This window comes from Bermanella marisrubri (assembly GCF_012295615.1).
GTDB lineage: Bacteria > Pseudomonadota > Gammaproteobacteria > Pseudomonadales > Oceanobacteraceae > Bermanella > Bermanella marisrubri.
Genome location: NZ_CP051183.1, coordinates 3,341,086 through 3,357,515, shown reverse-complemented (window position 1 = coordinate 3,357,515; position 16,430 = coordinate 3,341,086). Strand labels below are relative to the sequence as shown.

At 42.6% G+C, this 16,430-nt stretch carries 17 protein-coding genes; 2 read left to right on the top strand and 15 right to left on the bottom strand.

The window, feature by feature from the left end; translation table 11 throughout:
• The first annotated feature begins 2 nt into the window (after positions 1 to 2).
• Positions 3 to 1,745 carry a type IV pilus assembly ATPase TfpB gene (gene tfpB / locus HF888_RS15610; protein ID WP_168367079.1) on the top strand — a complete coding sequence of 581 codons (1,743 nt, stop codon included), beginning with the start codon at positions 3 to 5 and terminating at the stop codon, positions 1,743 to 1,745.
• 21 nt (positions 1,746 to 1,766) lie between these two features.
• Positions 1,767 to 2,255 (top strand): 3'-5' exonuclease, encoded by a 489-nt coding sequence (locus HF888_RS15605; RefSeq protein WP_007018298.1) that lies wholly within the window; start codon positions 1,767 to 1,769, stop codon positions 2,253 to 2,255.
• Here the strand turns inward: HF888_RS15605 and HF888_RS15600 are convergent.
• The 15 genes from HF888_RS15600 to HF888_RS15530 all read right to left on the bottom strand — a co-directional run bounded on the left by HF888_RS15600 (position 2,252) and on the right by HF888_RS15530 (position 16,428).
• The gene (locus HF888_RS15600) at positions 2,252 to 3,307 is read right to left on the bottom strand and encodes a molybdenum ABC transporter ATP-binding protein (RefSeq protein ID WP_007018297.1); all 1,056 of its coding nucleotides are present in this window, start codon (positions 3,305 to 3,307) and stop codon (positions 2,252 to 2,254) included. The genes HF888_RS15605 and HF888_RS15600 overlap by 4 nt on opposite strands.
• Before the next feature lie 5 nt (positions 3,308 to 3,312).
• Positions 3,313 to 3,999, bottom strand: a complete 687-nt coding sequence (gene modB, locus HF888_RS15595) for a molybdate ABC transporter permease subunit (protein WP_007018296.1) — start codon at positions 3,997 to 3,999, stop codon at positions 3,313 to 3,315.
• Entirely contained in the window at positions 3,996 to 4,682 is a 687-nt protein-coding gene (modA, locus tag HF888_RS15590) for a molybdate ABC transporter substrate-binding protein (RefSeq protein WP_165837040.1), read from the bottom strand. Before modA ends, modB begins: the two co-directional genes overlap by 4 nt.
• A gap of 140 nt (positions 4,683 to 4,822) precedes the next feature.
• Positions 4,823 to 5,713 (bottom strand): TIGR01777 family oxidoreductase, encoded by an 891-nt coding sequence (locus HF888_RS15585; protein WP_007018294.1) that lies wholly within the window; start codon positions 5,711 to 5,713, stop codon positions 4,823 to 4,825.
• 509 nt (positions 5,714 to 6,222) lie between these two features.
• A complete protein-coding gene (locus HF888_RS15580; protein WP_007018292.1) occupies positions 6,223 to 6,663 on the bottom strand; it encodes a YtoQ family protein in 441 nt (146 codons plus the stop codon).
• Positions 6,664 to 6,729: 66 nt separating this feature from the next.
• Positions 6,730 to 7,092, bottom strand: a complete 363-nt coding sequence (locus HF888_RS15575) for a DUF5329 family protein (RefSeq protein WP_040297896.1) — start codon at positions 7,090 to 7,092, stop codon at positions 6,730 to 6,732.
• A gap of 129 nt (positions 7,093 to 7,221) precedes the next feature.
• Positions 7,222 to 8,364: an alkane 1-monooxygenase gene (locus tag HF888_RS15570; protein ID WP_040297944.1), complete on the bottom strand. Its 1,143-nt coding sequence runs from the start codon at positions 8,362 to 8,364 to the stop codon at positions 7,222 to 7,224.
• A gap of 235 nt (positions 8,365 to 8,599) precedes the next feature.
• Positions 8,600 to 11,095: an EAL domain-containing protein gene (locus HF888_RS15565; RefSeq protein ID WP_007018289.1), complete on the bottom strand. Its 2,496-nt coding sequence runs from the start codon at positions 11,093 to 11,095 to the stop codon at positions 8,600 to 8,602.
• A gap of 37 nt (positions 11,096 to 11,132) precedes the next feature.
• Positions 11,133 to 12,608: a molybdate ABC transporter ATP-binding protein ModF gene (gene modF / locus HF888_RS15560; RefSeq protein ID WP_007018288.1), complete on the bottom strand. Its 1,476-nt coding sequence runs from the start codon at positions 12,606 to 12,608 to the stop codon at positions 11,133 to 11,135.
• A gap of 35 nt (positions 12,609 to 12,643) precedes the next feature.
• A complete protein-coding gene (locus HF888_RS15555) occupies positions 12,644 to 12,883 on the bottom strand; it encodes a DUF2164 domain-containing protein (RefSeq protein ID WP_007018287.1) in 240 nt (79 codons plus the stop codon).
• A gap of 1 nt (position 12,884) precedes the next feature.
• Positions 12,885 to 13,343: a methyltransferase family protein gene (locus HF888_RS15550; RefSeq protein WP_007018286.1), complete on the bottom strand. Its 459-nt coding sequence runs from the start codon at positions 13,341 to 13,343 to the stop codon at positions 12,885 to 12,887.
• A gap of 80 nt (positions 13,344 to 13,423) precedes the next feature.
• Positions 13,424 to 14,149, bottom strand: a complete 726-nt coding sequence (locus HF888_RS15545) for a YebC/PmpR family DNA-binding transcriptional regulator (protein WP_007018285.1) — start codon at positions 14,147 to 14,149, stop codon at positions 13,424 to 13,426.
• A gap of 65 nt (positions 14,150 to 14,214) precedes the next feature.
• Positions 14,215 to 14,460 carry a Rho-binding antiterminator gene (locus HF888_RS15540; RefSeq protein WP_007018284.1) on the bottom strand — a complete coding sequence of 82 codons (246 nt, stop codon included), beginning with the start codon at positions 14,458 to 14,460 and terminating at the stop codon, positions 14,215 to 14,217.
• Positions 14,461 to 14,567: 107 nt separating this feature from the next.
• A complete protein-coding gene (locus tag HF888_RS15535; protein WP_007018283.1) occupies positions 14,568 to 15,689 on the bottom strand; it encodes a heparan-alpha-glucosaminide N-acetyltransferase domain-containing protein in 1,122 nt (373 codons plus the stop codon).
• Positions 15,673 to 16,428, bottom strand: coding sequence for a (2Fe-2S)-binding protein (locus tag HF888_RS15530; protein ID WP_007018282.1), 756 nt, complete (start codon positions 16,426 to 16,428; stop codon positions 15,673 to 15,675). The genes HF888_RS15535 and HF888_RS15530 overlap by 17 nt, the downstream gene beginning before the upstream one ends.
• Positions 16,429 to 16,430: the final 2 nt, after the last annotated feature.

Below are 16,430 nucleotides of genomic sequence, written 5' to 3'. Positions count from 1 at the left end.
ACATGGCACAAGATTTAAAATTATCATTGCCCTATTTGGTGAAAAAGTTATTGGCTCTAGGGCACTTGTCGCAAGACCAAGTGGCGGAGATTAATCAAAAAGGCATGAATGGTCAGTCTCATCCGGCGATGGCGATTGCTAGTCATCAAATGTTGAGTGCTAAAGATGCTCACTTACATTTAAGTGAAGACTTTGTTATGCAAGTGATCGCGCAAGATGCAGCTGTGCCTGTTTTTAATATTGATCCATTAAAAATCAAAGCATCGGAGGTGACCCCAACAATGTCATTTGCCTTTGCTAAGCGTCATGGTCTGCTGCCTGTAGCCGTAAGTCAGGATGCTGTTACTGTCGCTACCGCGGATCCATTTAGTCAGCAATGGGTTGAGGATATCGAGCACATTAATCGTCGCTCTGTAGAAATTGTGGTAGCCAAGCCCAGTGATATCGCTCGCTATCAAATAGAGTTTTTTACCTTGGCTGCCTCTGTATCCGGAGCCAAGCACAAACATCAAAAGCAGGGTGGTAATCTTGAGTCTCTGGTCGAATTGGGAACCAAAGGCAAAAGCGACGCCAATGATGAGCATATTGTAAATATCGTTGATTGGCTTTTCCAATACGCGTTTGAGCAGCGGGCTAGCGATATTCATATTGAGCCACGTCGAGAAGTAGCACGAGTGCGCTTTCGTATAGATGGTGTGCTGCATCCTGTATATGAATTTCCCTCGACAGTGGGAACGGCGGTTACCAGCCGGATTAAGAGTTTGGGCCGTATGAATATTGCCGAAAAACGTAAACCTCAAGATAGCCGAGTGAAAACCTTGACGCCAAATGGTCAAGAGGTGGAGTTGCGTTTAAGCACCATGCCCACAGCGTTTGGCGAAAAACTCGTGATGCGTATTTTCGATCCTGAGGTGGTGCTCAAAAACTACAGTGAATTGGGGTTTAACAAAGAAGATCACCAGCTCTGGCAGGCCATGACCGCGAACACTGCGGGTATCATTTTGGTGACGGGACCAACGGGTTCCGGTAAGACTACCACGCTCTACAGTACCTTAAAGCAACTTGCTAACGAGGAAGTCAATGTTTGTACTGTGGAAGATCCCATTGAAATGATGGAGCCAAATTTCAATCAGATGCAGGTGCATAATGCCATTGATTTGGATTTTGCGCAGGGGATTCGTGCGCTTATGCGACAAGACCCAGACATCATTATGGTGGGTGAGATTCGTGATTTAGAAACGGCAGAGATGGCCGTTCAAGCAGCGCTTACGGGGCATTTAGTTTTATCCACATTGCATACCAATGATGCGCCTAGTGCCATCGCGCGTTTGCAGCATATTGGAGTTCCACATTACCTTATTAAAGGTGCACTAATAGGGGTCATGGCGCAGCGTTTGGTCAGAACCCTTTGCCCGCATTGTAAGCAAAAAGAGCCGACTAATAAGCAGATGTGGAGTGATTTGGTGCATCCTTGGAGTGCCAAGGCACCCGAATTTACATATCGCCCTATCGGTTGCTTAGAATGTCGAAATACGGGCTTCATGGGGCGGGCTGGGCTCTATGAACTAATGGCAATGGATGATACATTGGCAGAGATTATCCAAGATCAAACGGATATCCCGACCTTACGTCGGACAGCCATGAAAAAGGGCATGAAGAGTTTACGCTTAAGCGGTGCGCAAAAAGTAGCGGCCGGTTTAACGACAATAGAAGAAGTATTGCGGGTAACCCCCGTTGAGCATTAATGACTAGGAACATGTAGCGGGATGGAGTTACCAGCAATTATTGACCTTGAGGCATCGGGATTCGGACGGGGTAGTTACCCAATCGAAGTTGGCGTTGCTTTGTCTGACGGTAGTATTCATTCCACTCTTATCAAGCCTCCTGAATCTTGGGTTCACTGGTCCGATGAGGCGCAAGCTATCCATGGCATCAGTCGCGAACAATTAAATGAGGAAGGAAAAAGCCCACGAGAAGTGGCCATGTTTCTCAATAATTTATTAATGGGCGAAACCCTTTATAGCGATGCATGGAGCTTTGACAGCTCTTGGTTGGGGCGGTTATTTGATGAAGCAGAGATCGTACAGCGTTTTCGGCTTGATACCATTACACGTTTGCTAAAAGAAGATGAGTTGGGTGCTTGGAGTGATATTAAAGATCAACTGACGCAGGACCTAGGGATCGTTAAGCACCGTGCTGCCAATGATGTAAAATTACTGCGTGAAACCTTTAAGCAAGTAACGTCTCAGCGCTAACTATATACAGCCACGCTCTTAACCTGCGCGTAGACAGACATTCCTATTTTTAATCCCAGTTTTCGAAGAGATAGTCTGCTAATTTCACTTAGCAGCTTTTTGTTACCGATCTTTAGTTGGACTAGCGCGCTAGAATCGGTTTCTTCAATACTTTCTATTTCACCATGTAATACATTCAAAATACTGCTGTGCTGTTCTCTTAGCAAATTGATGCTTACATCCCGTGCGAAGATACGAACGGGAATGGAATCCTTGGATTGTGTGTGGTTCAGAGCGTTGTATTGCAAAAAGAGTGTTTGCTCTTCACTTCTTGCTTCTACAATATTGTCATCCGGTTTGAATTGCCAATGATCAATATGCCAAAGGACACTAGCATATTGCTCATGACGATTTAGTAATGGATACATATCGGTTACGCTTCCCTGATGAGTAATGCGACCTTGCTCCATAAGTAATACATAATCGGCTAGTTGCGCTACTTCTTCTGCACTATGCGTAACGTATAAAATAGGTAGCGATTGCTTGAGTTTAATAATGAAAGGTAGAAGCTCTTTTTTACTGGCTTGATCCAGAGCACTGAGTGGTTCGTCCATCAAGATTAAATCTGGCTTCATTAGCAAGGTGCGAGCGAGTGCAACTCTCTGTTGTTGTCCGCCTGATAATTGATTGCCTAGCTGGTTTTGCAGATCGATTAAAGCGAACTCCTTTAGGCATAGATCGATATCAAGGTTATTGATTGCACACTGGTGCTTCACTAGTGCTAGATTTTGGTACACCGTTAAGTGTTCAAAAATATTCTGTTGCTGAAAGATAAAGGCGAGATTGCGCTTGTGAGTCGCTAGTCCCGTTTGATCTTTTTGCCAGTACGATTGATTTAAATGTACGCTACCCTGCGTCGATTTCTCATAACCAGCCAAGGCCCTTAATAACGATGTTTTTCCACAACCACTTGGGCCATAAAAGCAACTCAGCCCAGTTAGTGGCAGCTGTGCTTTTGCCTCTAGAAGAAAACCTTGTCTTGGCAAGCGAATGTCGAAACTAAAAAAACTCATGTCTATTACTCGCCCGCTTTATGTTGCTTAAGAGACTGTTGCAAGCGCTGCATGACAACTAAAGTGATAAAGCTAAACAGCAATAGCATCGCCGATAATGTATGAGCACTATCATATTGTAGAGCCTCCACTTGCTCATATATGCGAACACTCAATACTTGGGTTTCTCCTGGGATATTGCCGCCAATCATCAAAATCACACCAAATTCTCCGAGAGTGTGAGCAAAGCATAAGACGGCTGCCATGGCGATGGCAGGTTTGATCTGGGGTAAAATAATGAATATAAAACTTTTCCATGGAGGCATTCCCAAGCTGGACGCAATCTCCCATGGCCGTGCTCCTAATTGCTTGATCGACATTTGTAGGGGCTGCAATACAAAAGGAATGGAATAAATCATCGATGCCACTACCAATCCGGAAAAGCTAAAGGCTAATTGGGGAAGACCAAGATTCGATAGTGTTTGTCCAAATACGCTGTGTGGAGCAAAGGCAATAAGTAAATAAAAGCCAAGTACAGATGGAGGCAAAATCAGAGGTAATGTTAATAACGCATTGAGCGCATAATGATGTAAACCACGGCCTTGGGCTAAATACCAAGCCAGCGGTAAGCACAACAATAAAAGTATCAGGGTTGTGATACTGGCCAACTCTAGGCTTAAAAGAATCGCTTGCCAGTCTTCAGTGCTTATCATGGTGACTGGTATCCAAAACGCTGCATGATGGCTTTGGCCTTTTTTGATTGCAAGAATGTTAGAAAAATACGCCCCTGCTCTTTATAGCCACTGTTGTGTAATACTGCACCTTTTTGCAAAATCGGTTTGTATAAAGTTTGCGGCACTACTTTATAGCTTTCTTTACTTTGATCTTTAATTAATTGTGATAACGCGACTAATCCAAGATCAGCATTGCCACTATTGGTAAAATGAAATGCTTGAGCAATATTTTCTCCGGTAATCATTTTCGTTGTTTTTGAAATACCTAAATGATTAAGAAAGCTTTGCGCAGCCATACCGTACGGCGCAAGTTTGGGGTTGGCCATGGCAAGTCGCAGATTTTCTTGCTTTAAGCTTTGCAAGTTCATTGGCCAGAATTTGGGATTACTCGAGAAAAGCGCAAGCTGACCCTGTGCGTAAATAAAACTATCTTTTTCTTTTACATGGTCACTGCTAATTAAGCGGTCAATTTTATCTTGATCTGCGCTTAAGAACACGTCAAACGGTGCTCCATGCAGAATCTGCGCATAGTGCTTTCCAGAGCTGGCGCTGCTGATACTTAGCGCAATATTATGTTGCGCTTCAAACGCATGGGCTAGTTTTAATAGCGTTTGATGAAAGTTAGCAGCTACAGCTATGCGAAGGTTTTGAGCAATACTCAAGGGTGCGCTGCTCAAAAATATGAGGGTGATTATACAAATCGATGCATTTTTAAAGTGGTTATGTTGTTTCATGCAGACCAGTATACCCCCTACTGTCGGAAAAATTCACATACAATAGAGGGTGATACTCAGCAAAGTGGTTAGTTCTTTAGAGTAGACTGTAGAGCAGACTCAATATCAGGATACTGAAATTCAAAGCCATTGTCTTGCAACACCTTGCTATTGATACGATTGCTGCCGAGTAACAAGAGATCACCCATTTCGCCAAACACCAATTTGACGATGAAAGCAGGCATTGGGAAAACGGTAGGGCGTTTTAATACGCTGCCTAACGTCTTAGTAAAATCATCGTTGGTTACTGGTTCAGGGGCGGTAAGGTTAACAGGTCCACTAATGCTGGTGTTCTGTAAAATATGCTCGATAGCTCGGATCTCGTCTGTGAGACTAATCCAGCTCATATATTGTTCACCAGTACCAACTCTTCCACCCAAACCGAGTTTGAAAGGCAGTAACATCTTGGCCAAAGCCCCGCCTTTTTTATCTAAGACTACGCCAGTGCGAATGTTGACGGTGCGAATGCCTGCGTCTTTTGCTGCTCGGCTGGCCTGTTCCCAGTGCTTTGCAATATCGCTGAGAAAATTCTTACCTGATGGGCTGCTTTCATCGGCCCATTCACTGCCGGTATCGCCGTAAAATCCGATGGCGCTAGCGCTAATGAAAACACTCGGTTTCTGAGAGCGTTTGCTAATGGCTTCTGCAAGAACCTGAGTACTTTGTATACGTGTATCTAAAATGGCTTTTTTACGAGATTGGGTCCATGGCTTGTCCCCAATGTTGACACCATTGAGGTTAATGACGGCATCCAGGTGGATGCGAGAATCTAAATGAATATGTCCGAACTCAGGTTTCCAGTAGAAAGATCCGATTTGCTTGTCGCGATGCAATTTGTAAACTGTATGGCCTTGTTCTTCTAAGTACTGCATGAGTGCGGTGCCGATGAGACCGCTGGCACCGCTAATAAGAATGTTCATAAATAGATAACTCTATCCGTGTCCGATGTAAATGTTACGCCATGATCATGGCTTTGGATTTAGAGTACTACCTTTTGTCACTGATGAGGTAATTCTTTTGCTTCTTCTAATGGTTCACTAAAAAATAACCAGAAATCCATAAGCTTCATGATGGTCTCCTCAGTGTATTATTTACACACCTGATCTCCATAATAGTTATCGGCGTAATTGCATTCCTTGCAGCCCTTTTTATTACTAGCCGTCTTCGGTGTCGTTGTGGTTTGAGTTGCATGCTTCATAAATTAACCTTCTATATTAGTTTAGCCTATGACTACTTAGCGCCACCAAATTTTTATTCTGTTTCTGAATCATTTGGGCTTTGATACAAGCACGGCGTTATAGGTCAGGATTGACCCAATCTTAGATTGAGCTAGAAAATAGTTGAAATAGATTGTTTTTCTTATGTTGATAGGTAATGGCTATGAGGCTTGTGTGTTAGCGGCAGGCTGGAGCTGCCGCTGTTAGGAGAATTAAGCCGTGGTCACGTATTTCAAAATTTCAACGATTTCTTCCGGGGTCTGAGCCCACGCCATCGCTGCAGCATCGACTTCTTTCAATGGGTGGATAATATTGTCGTCATGCAATGTTATGAAGGGTTTACCGCAAGCGGACAAATAGCCCGCGTCAAATGCGGCATTCCATTGTTTGTATTTGTCTCCGAAGCGAACAACAGCAATATCACATTGCTCTATTAGGTTTTTAGTACGGATACTGTTGATCTTGGAACTCTTGTGGTCGCGCCAAAAAGAATTTTCTTCTGCCCCTAGGTGATCTCCGGCTGCGTCACTAGCTTCGTGATTAGTAACGGCACTGGTAAATTCCACTGGTAAGGACAGTGCCTCACAACCTTGCTTAATTTGTTCTCGCCAATCAGTATGAATTTCACCTGATAAATATACTGTCCAAATCATGCTTCACTCTCTCATCCTATTGGTAGGTTGATGCAGAGGGTAATGTTCTGCAAGAAAAAGTAAAGCTTATTGCTGAGAATGGGCTTGACGAAAGTCCTCAAGATGACGCTGTAACCATTGCTGACTTGTAATGTGGCTGTTCGAGCACTTCACTTCATAGGGCTTGCCCGTGAGTGTACTTTTTGACGCCGCTTTGCGAATAAAGTCCTCAGCTGTGTGGATTTCGTCCGCAAAATAATCGTATTTACTCAGCATGTGTTCGGCGGCATCTACGCCAGAATGCTTATCGCCATTACGGATAAATTGGCACGGACTAGTTTGAACTTTGTTTGTTAAGAACTGAATTTCGGCTTGCAGTTCTGAGCTAGCGGCATGCGTTACCGCCGCCAGTAGACATATTGGTAAAAACATTGTGAAGAGCTTGTTCATTGAAATCATCACCTGATCTTGCCGTATTCAATCATGATTATAGTGACATTTAACGTAGAAATTTGGCAAATAAAAAAGCCGGTCATTTGACCGGCGAAAGGCACTGAAAGGACAAATCTTTAAAATTGATTAAGAGGAGCTAAGCACACCCTCTTCATCACGGTAATAGGCTTTAACTCTCGGGTTCATAACCGCTTTCCAAAGTGGTGGAAACCAAGCAAGAGTGAACATAGTGGCATAGCCAAATGGCAATTGTGGGCTGTTTTCATGGTGACGCAGTACTTGATAGCGGCGAGCAGCAAAAGCATGGTGATCACTATGGCGTTGTAGCTGGAACAAAAACATATTGGTTAGGAAGTAGTTGCTATTCCAGCTGTGCTCTGGTGTCACGCGCTCGTATTTGCCGGTGCTCATTTTACGACGATGCAATCCGTAGTGTTCAATATAGTTGATGACCTCTAACTCAGTGAAGGCAATAAAACTCTGTAAGAAAAAGAAACCAACGCCAATCCAGAAACTGGCACCAAGAACTTCAAAAAATACACCCATTAGGCCGGCAACCAATACTGTGTGTAGGTAGTACCAGATTAGTTCGTTTTTGATACCTAAGAAACGCTGGCCTTTACGCTCCATGCGCTGCTTTTGTATTTTCCACGCGTTTTTGAAGTTGTGGTAATACGCCTTAGGCAGAAAATCATACAAGCTTTGATTGTAACGTGAAGAGCTGGCATCTTCCGGTGTAGACACATGCACATGGTGGCCATAAACGTGTTCTACTTTGAATCCGGCATAACTCACAAGTGATAGCAGCAAGCCACCACTAATTTGTTCAAGTTTGGTATTTTTGTGGATAAGTTCATGGCCCACATTGATAGCAATGATACCACCTACAACACCCACACTCATTGTATAAAGTACCTGATCTAAAACACTCAGACCTGGCCAGTTGAGCATGAAATAACCTGCACTAAAAATACATAAGAAATACAGAGGTAAGCAGGAAAGGGTTAGCCAGCGGTAGAAACCGTGTTCACTCATCTCTGGCACTTCATCTTCGTCTGGATTTACAGGATCTTTACCCAAGAGTAAATCAACGATAGGCACAATCACGAATACAACCAGCATCGGAAGTAATGCGAAGAGCGTGTTCAAACCTTGGGTGTGAGTACCACCATACCAAGCACTGACTGGCAGCAATAAAGGCAGTAAATAGATAAAGTAACCATATTTTTTCACTTTGAGGGCCGTTTCCGGCTTTAGTGACTCGAGAATCATAACATCTCTCCTGTGGGTTCTAATTATTATTGTTCTTTTGTCGGACAATATAAGGCTAGTTTTTCTTGGTAGGATTGTCAAACAATATTGCGCCATTGTCTAAAAACTGGCTATTTTGGTGTGATTGGGAATGACACAAGGGATGTGGATATCCGTGTTGTGGCCATCATATGCTTGATCTGGCAAATGATTAATCTGGAGAGATTGAGAAGGTGCTCTAGCTTGTTATTGTCTACAGCTTTAAAGACACGTACTGGGTATAGAATTCTTGAATGGGTAGGGCAGGATTCCAGTAATATCCTTGTGCGAAATCACACCCAATGCTTTGTAACCAAAGGGCTTCTTCTTTGCATTCAACACCCTCAGCGACGGTCATGCTGTCAGTGCCATTGGCGAGCTGCACAATAGCTTGCACGATTTTCTGGTTGACTCGATTGGTGTGAATGCCACGTACGAAGCCCATGTCGATTTTTATTTCTTTGGCTTTTAACTCTTTTAAATACAGCATGGAGCTATAACCTGTGCCGAAATCATCGATGGCTAAATTGAAACCAAGAGTTTGCAATTCTTGTATACCTTTAATGAAAAGATCATGATTTTCCATGATGGCAGACTCGGTAATTTCGAGAGTAATTTTATTGGCATTTAAATCATGATTAAAAAGACTGGTTTGCAAGAATGAAAGCAAACTGCTCTGTGCCATATCTAAAGCGGATAAGTTGATCGAAAGATTAAAGTTCTGATATAAATTTGGATGATGTTTTTTAATATCACTAAGCCAAGCAAAGCTTCTTGCAATTATATTTTTGCTGATCTCAAAAATAAGGCCAGTTTGCTCAGCAAGCGGAATGAATACTCCTGGTGATATAAAGTGCCCGTCGTTTTGTCGCCACCTAACCAATGCTTCTGCGCCTACTAGCTTGTTATCGAATAGCGAAAACTGGGGCTGTAAAAATATATCTAATTCATCTTCCGTAATGGCTTTGTGTAGCTTTTGAATCAGAGTTATGCGCTCACCAATAGCTAAATCTAGCGAAGGAGAATAGGCACAATACTTTTGATTGGTAACGATAGCATGTTGAAGCGCAACTTGAGCCTTCCTGTATTGCTCTTGTAAAGAATGGTGATGGCTGATGTGTACGTAGCTAATCGTACTACTCATGGGCATATGAATATTACGAATTCGAAGATCCCTATGACTGTGATGGTAGAGTTTATCAACGATTAACTCTATCTCATCATGATGGTTTACATTTACAAGCAAGAGAATCTGTTCACTGGGTAGAGCCATTGCTGAGACTTGTCTGCCCGAGGGTAAGGTAAAGTGTATGGACCATTTCTCGTTTCGTAATAAGTTTTCCAGCTCGATGGTTCTTTGTTGATAGCTTTCTGTTAATGCCTTAGGCCCATAAAGACTGACTACTTCTCTAAATCCGGTAAGGTTCATGAGCACCAGATATACGTGCTGGTGGTTCTTTAAAATCTCTGGCAGATTCTGTGGTAGTCGTTGACTAAAATAACTTAGGTTTCCTAGGTTGGTATTTGGATATAAATAAGATTGGCTAAGCGAACGCATTTCGAAGTATTTCATTCGGCTGGCTAGACCAATAGAAAGCAGGAATAACTCGCCCAAAGTACCAATGAGAAAAGCATGTAGCGTGAAAATATTGATGGCAATGGCATCGAGTACCGTTGCCATTCCAATGCCTGCACCTGCCAGCGTGCAAGCCCATGAAATAACGAAATATTTTGCGGGCTTGAATCCGCTTTTTAAAGATGCGATACCAATACTCATGCCAAATATACTGGCGAACGCTTGTAAAATGGAAAAGGCAGGAATAATACTGTATTCGGGTACAAATAAACTGGTGATGCACCCTAGTCCGGCAATGATTGAAAGTGGTAAAACGAGTTTGTGATGCCTTGGCGCATTCTGATTAGCAAACAAGAAGTGATTTGCAAAGTTGGCGATCAATATGATCAAAAGAAAATTCATGAACATAATATTTGTGGCTAGCATTACTTGTATCTGTAGCGGCCACAAATGAAATCCAAAACCATTTAAAGCTGAAAAATAGAAGAAACAAACAGTATGGAATGTTAAGTACCATCCATAGCTTTTATTAGGATGCATTGAGTAAACCAAGACATTGTAGAGCGCCATAGCAATCAGTACAGCGATGATCGCGCCCCAAAAAAAGCGTTTATTATTCTTTTCTTGCAACCATTCTTGCTCGCTAAGAATACGTGCTGGAAAAATACCGGGACCATCATTTTGTTTGTAAATGAGAAGTGTTAGTTGTGATTTGGGTAATATGCTGAACTCAAGGTGGGGCGCCGTATAGTCCTGCACCTCCTCTTCAGAGATATCTTTGAGACCTAATTTTTTCTCTAAGCGCAAATCGGTTCGATCGAATAGATAAACATTCAAATGCTTAAGAATGTGAACGTCGAAGACTAAGTATCGCCGCAGAGTTTCGTTGCCTGGGTTGATCAATCGAATTTTATGCCATGAGCCGGATGAGCTTGGTTTGATACTCTGCGCATAAGCTTGATAACTGTATCCGGCGTTGAGCATTGACTCAGGAGGGGTTGTTGCGCGGGACGACGTAGATGGTAACGGCGAAGGAAGCGCTACACTGGTCCCGTCGATATAAAGAAAATCTGATTGTGCATGGCTTGTGGTTACGCAGACAAAAACCAAGCAGGCAATGATAAATTCGCGCATAGCGGCTCAATTGATAACCCTAAGACTATATCCTAGCTTATTTTGAGGAATTTTCCCTACGCAGAATGCGCCACTGACTGCCGTGATTAGGAGTGATATCCGTACATATTAAGCGGTTTTGAAAGCAGTTGAGGATGTCTTTCTCATGATGGGTCACATAGAGCAGAGTTGTATTTTTTTGCTGTGCTAATAATTCAATAAATCCAAGTACGAGCTGCCGATTAATCTCATCTAGACCTTGGCAGGGTTCATCTAATATTAGTAGCGCCGGCTGCTTAATCATAGCTCGACAGATAAGCACTAATCGCTGTTCACCATAGCTTAGCTGATGCAATGGTTCATTGGCCTTGTGCGCGAGTTTGACCTGTTTAAGCCAGCTTAGTGCAATATTCTTCTGATGATCATCGACTTGGCTGTATAGTCCGATGCTATCAAACAGACCGCTAACAACAGCACTTAACACATTGGTTGTAGCCTTGTATTGCCACTGCAGAGCAGCGCTGATGATGCCTATGTGCTGTTTTATATCCCAAATACTTTCTCCGCTACCGCGCTTGATGCCAAAGATCTGTAGGTCATTGACATAGCACTGAGGGTGGTCGCCAGTAATCAGGTTTAATAGTGTACTTTTGCCGCATCCGTTGGGCCCCTGTATAGTCCAATGCTCTCCTTGTTCTATACGCCAGCTGAGATGTTCGAAAATGAGCTTGTCGCTATACGCAACACGCCCATCATGCAATTTTACTAAAGGTTGTTGCTGGTCCAGATTCAGAACAGCGCTGCATGGATCTCGGTCCGGTAGAACAAGAGATTCCGCGTTGAATTTGAAAAACGCCTTTACCCTTTGGTCATTGAGCACGGCGCTTTTATGTCCCTGAGCGATCAGGGTCAGATTGTGCAACACCCCCAAGTTTGAGCACCATATAGGTACTTCGTCCAAACGGTTTACAATTAAAATGAGGGTTCGCCCCTGCTGATGCAAATCGTGTAAAATGTTAGACAGTGCTACTTGGCTTTCTCTATCCAAGCCTTCATAAGGTTCGTCAAAAATTAGCGTTTTGGAATTTGATAGCAATGCACGCAGTAAAATAACCTTTCGACTTTCTCCTGTACTGAGTTTACGAAACCCTGTGTTTAGTAAAGGCGCAAGTGAAAATACATTGACCAGATGTTTAATTTTCTGAGAGTCATTACTTATTTCACGCAATAACTCAATTACAGGCGTACCATGAAATACTTCATTTGTAATATCACTCTCATCTCGCTCAGCTTCTCGATCAATTAAAAATTGCTGCTCTTCCAGGCTTACGGTTGCCGTACCTAGATGATCACTTGAAAAATGTCCTTCATCATTTTCTAGTGTTTGATTTAGCGTTTTTGCGAAAACCGATTTGCCACTACCATTGCTACCGATAAATGCCCAGCTTTCACCATCGCAAATGTTTAAATCGGGAATAAGCAATCTAGTATGTGAATCTAGTGAAAAGTAGGCCTGATGATAGTGAGCGGACATGGATATACTCGTAGTTGAATATAGTGCGTTTACAATTAAACGGTGGGTTTTTCTAGTTCCATTAGACTGTGTTGAATATCCTCAAGTTTATTATCAATCAGTGCTGCTGCATCTTGTAAGCCTTGATTGTAATAATAGGTGCCTAAGTCTTTGGCAAAAAAGTCTAATAGGAATTCGGCTTCAAACTGTCCAATGTCATAGTCCATTTCATCTCGGAAATAGGCTTTTAGTTTTTCTACTGACTCTGCTTTTTGCTGCTTTGACAATTCGATCATATTAAATCCAGCGTCTTACACGATGACAATATGCTTCGTAGTCTTTACCAAATTGTTGGCTAAGTGCAGCTTCTTCTTGACTTATTTGAAAGCGATTCATATAGAAAACAAATACCACGCAAAGCCCATAGCTAATTACATTTCCTTGGTAGCTTGCCATACTCAACAAGCAACACAGCATACCTAAATACATAGGATTGCGAGTAAAGCGGTATAAACCGGACACGACGAGGGTTTTGCTTTTTTCTGGAACCCGAGGGTCTACAGTTGTTTTGTTCTCAATAAAACTAATGACTGCAGGAATGATAAAAAATAGCCCAATAGCAAAAAATAAAGCACTAATACTGACGGGTAAGGACAGCACCGATGCCCATGATAAATAAGAATGGATTAACCACATGGTGAGGGCAAATATCAAGGTTAAAGGTACGGGAGGGATGAGTAATTCCAGCCTTTTCATAACACCCAATAATCCATGGCAATCAAAATAATGCGAGTTCAGTAATAAAAAAGCGCAGACGGGTCTGCGCTTTTATTGAGTTAAGACTCCGGAAGCTCACCGTTGTGGAAAACTTTCTGAACGTCATCCAAGTCTTCTAGCATATCCATGAATTTTTCATACATAGGCATATCGTCTTCAGGGATGGGCTGAGTGGTTTGCGGAACAAATTGAATCTCTTCCACTTCGAATTCTATATCCGGAAAGATATTTTGTAGTGCAGTACGGGCATTATTGAATTCCGTTTGAGGTGCGAAGACGGTAATCATACCGTCTTCTAACTCAATATCTGTGACATCAACGTCTTCCATCATGAGAGCTTCTAAAACAGCTTCTTCATCATCGCCCTTGAAGGCAAAAATCGCACAATGGTCAAACATGTGACTAGCACTGCCTTGAGCACCGATTTTACATTTGGTTTTGTTGAAGCAGTTGCGTACGTCACCGAATGTACGATTTGGGTTGTCGGTCAAGCACTCAACGATCACCATAATGCCGCCAGGACCAAAGCCCTCGTAGCGCGCAATATCAAAGTCTTCACCACCACCGCCTTGAGCTTTATCGATGGCTTTCTCAATAACATGCGCTGGAACTTGATCTTTTTTTGCACGATCTATCAGGCTACGCAGGGCCAAGTTGGCATCAGGATCTGGGCTACCCTTTTTGGCGCAAACATAGATTTCGCGGCCGTATTTACTGTAAACCTTGGTTTTCTGTGCGGCCGTTTTGGCCATGGACTCTTTGCGGTTTTGATAAGCGCGACCCATTGACTCTTCCCCAATGACATAAAGGACAGAATTGTACTGCGAAAATGCAAAAGCTTAAAGTCGCTCTATTGGAAGTAGATTTCGCTGAAATGAGGGTTCTTGCTCATGGCATGCATGGCACAAAGGGAGTCAATAGGAATCCATTGATCGCCTTCGTCAGTGTTGATCAGTATGCAATGTCGCTTTTGTTGATCATAAGCCGTATCTAAGGCTATACCTTTTACAAATTCACCGTGCTCCAATTCGAGGCATACGGAGATTTGGTATAGACAAGCAATCTCAATGTAGTCATGTTGGGCGCAGGTCACCATGATTCACCAAGCCTGTTGTGGGGAGTAAGACAAGAAGCGATCAGCACTTCTTGTCTCAGATTATAGCGAGAGCCAGTCATGTTTGCCTAGAAGTTCTTTGTATAGGCTTATGACTTAAGTGATTTCTGCTGATGATTAATAGGCTTGCTCATCAGGCGCTTTATCGTCGACTTACATTGGTTGATTGCGACCTGTGCCAATAGAGTAAGGCAAAGCATGACAGGCATCATGGCGAGTGTTTGCCACGCATTAAGGGTTTGAAAACCCACAATCCCCATTCCCCAACAAATCAATGTCCACTGAATAATATATAAACTAGTGACGTTTTTGCTGAGGTATTCTAGCCCTTTGATGATAGGCCCATCTTGCACAAACCTTACTAAGCGGTAGATAACCCAATATAAGAGTAGCGTGATACCCATAAGATAAAGGGTCCCGCCGGGTCCGTGATGAAAGAAATTGGCAATGTGATATTCATAGTTGGCGTAGGCTAAGATGAATCCCAGAACTATTAATATGATCGCGCTGATAAAAGTGTAATGATAAAACTGCTCTAGTTGATTTCTCATACGAACATATATCTTACCCATAAACATGCCAAACAGAATGAAAGACATCCAAGGGAAGACAGGAAAATACACTTGGTAGTGATCACTAAATAGCAAACGATTCAAATATTGTAGTTCGCTGATATCTGATGATAGGCCTCGAAGCCATTGGCTGGTAAGCATGATGAATAAGCCCAAGGAAAAATACACAGGCCCATAATCGAAGTACTTTTTTATAACAGCAATTATTAGAAGACTGATCCCCGCTAGCTGAAGGATGTCTCCTGTACTTAATAAATAAAAGTACTGCCATGTTTCAAGCGGGCTGTTCCAGCCATAGGCTTCAATAAAACTCTCTGGCATGGTGCCAAATAGCGAAATAGGTACTATGAACTTAAGAAAGTTCATGAAGTAACCTAAAGCTAATAAGAGCAATGCTCTTACGAGATTATCTTTAAGAGATGAGTGAGCGAGAATAAGTGACATTCCCATAAGTACTAGGAAAGCAGAAGTCCCTTTACCCAGGGTATGTATAACATGCCCAAATAAGGATTCATATTGTGTTACTGCATCTGCATACATCCAGAGGGTATGCACAAAGATCATTAGAAAGACGGCAATACCCCGCCCAAAATCGATTTCTTTGACGCGCTGAAATTTCGTACTAGCTAGCGGTTCCATAAGGTCGTCCATTGTCTGTAGTGAAGATGGTGTTATTAAAACGGGGGGGATTTTGCCTGTTCGGCCGAGGGCAAGATGCGCACACATCTTGACTGTCCACTAAATAATAAAAGCAGCAGGTGTTACGTATCAGTTGCAGGCCTGTCTTTGAATTTGATACAAGTATTTGCTCTGCTCGATTAGCCTGTTCTTTCAAGCCGAGATGACTTAACCATAAGCGTAGATAGGCTTGAATCTGTGTCTGGCAATGACCTCCTCGTTTAAACAAAGCCAATAGTCCCATTGCAGTCGTATCTACTACGAGATTCATGCAAAGCTTTTTCTTGTAGGTATGGTGAACTTTCAGCAATGAAAACATTTGATTTAAGTAAAACGTTAAATTATCACTCTGCTTAGCAATCAATTGACTGGTGTATGCATACTCTTGCGTTAGCCTTAGGCTATGTTTTTTATACCCATAAACTTGATGGTCATGGCGCACTTGCTGAATATGAGTTACATCAACTAATCCATGATTAAGATGTACCGCACTGAGGGCGATATAAACAGGCTGCCAATACAAAAGTGTCCATAACCGGTATTGGCCATAAAGGTCACTACTAGTGTGATAATAATTCTTTACTTGCGTGCAAAGCTGAGTAACTTGATGCTGGCATGCATTAGCGTTGTTTACGCTAAAGCAATGCTCAACATCATGAAATGGAATAATTGCATCATGTAAGCAATCAAAATCCTTCATAT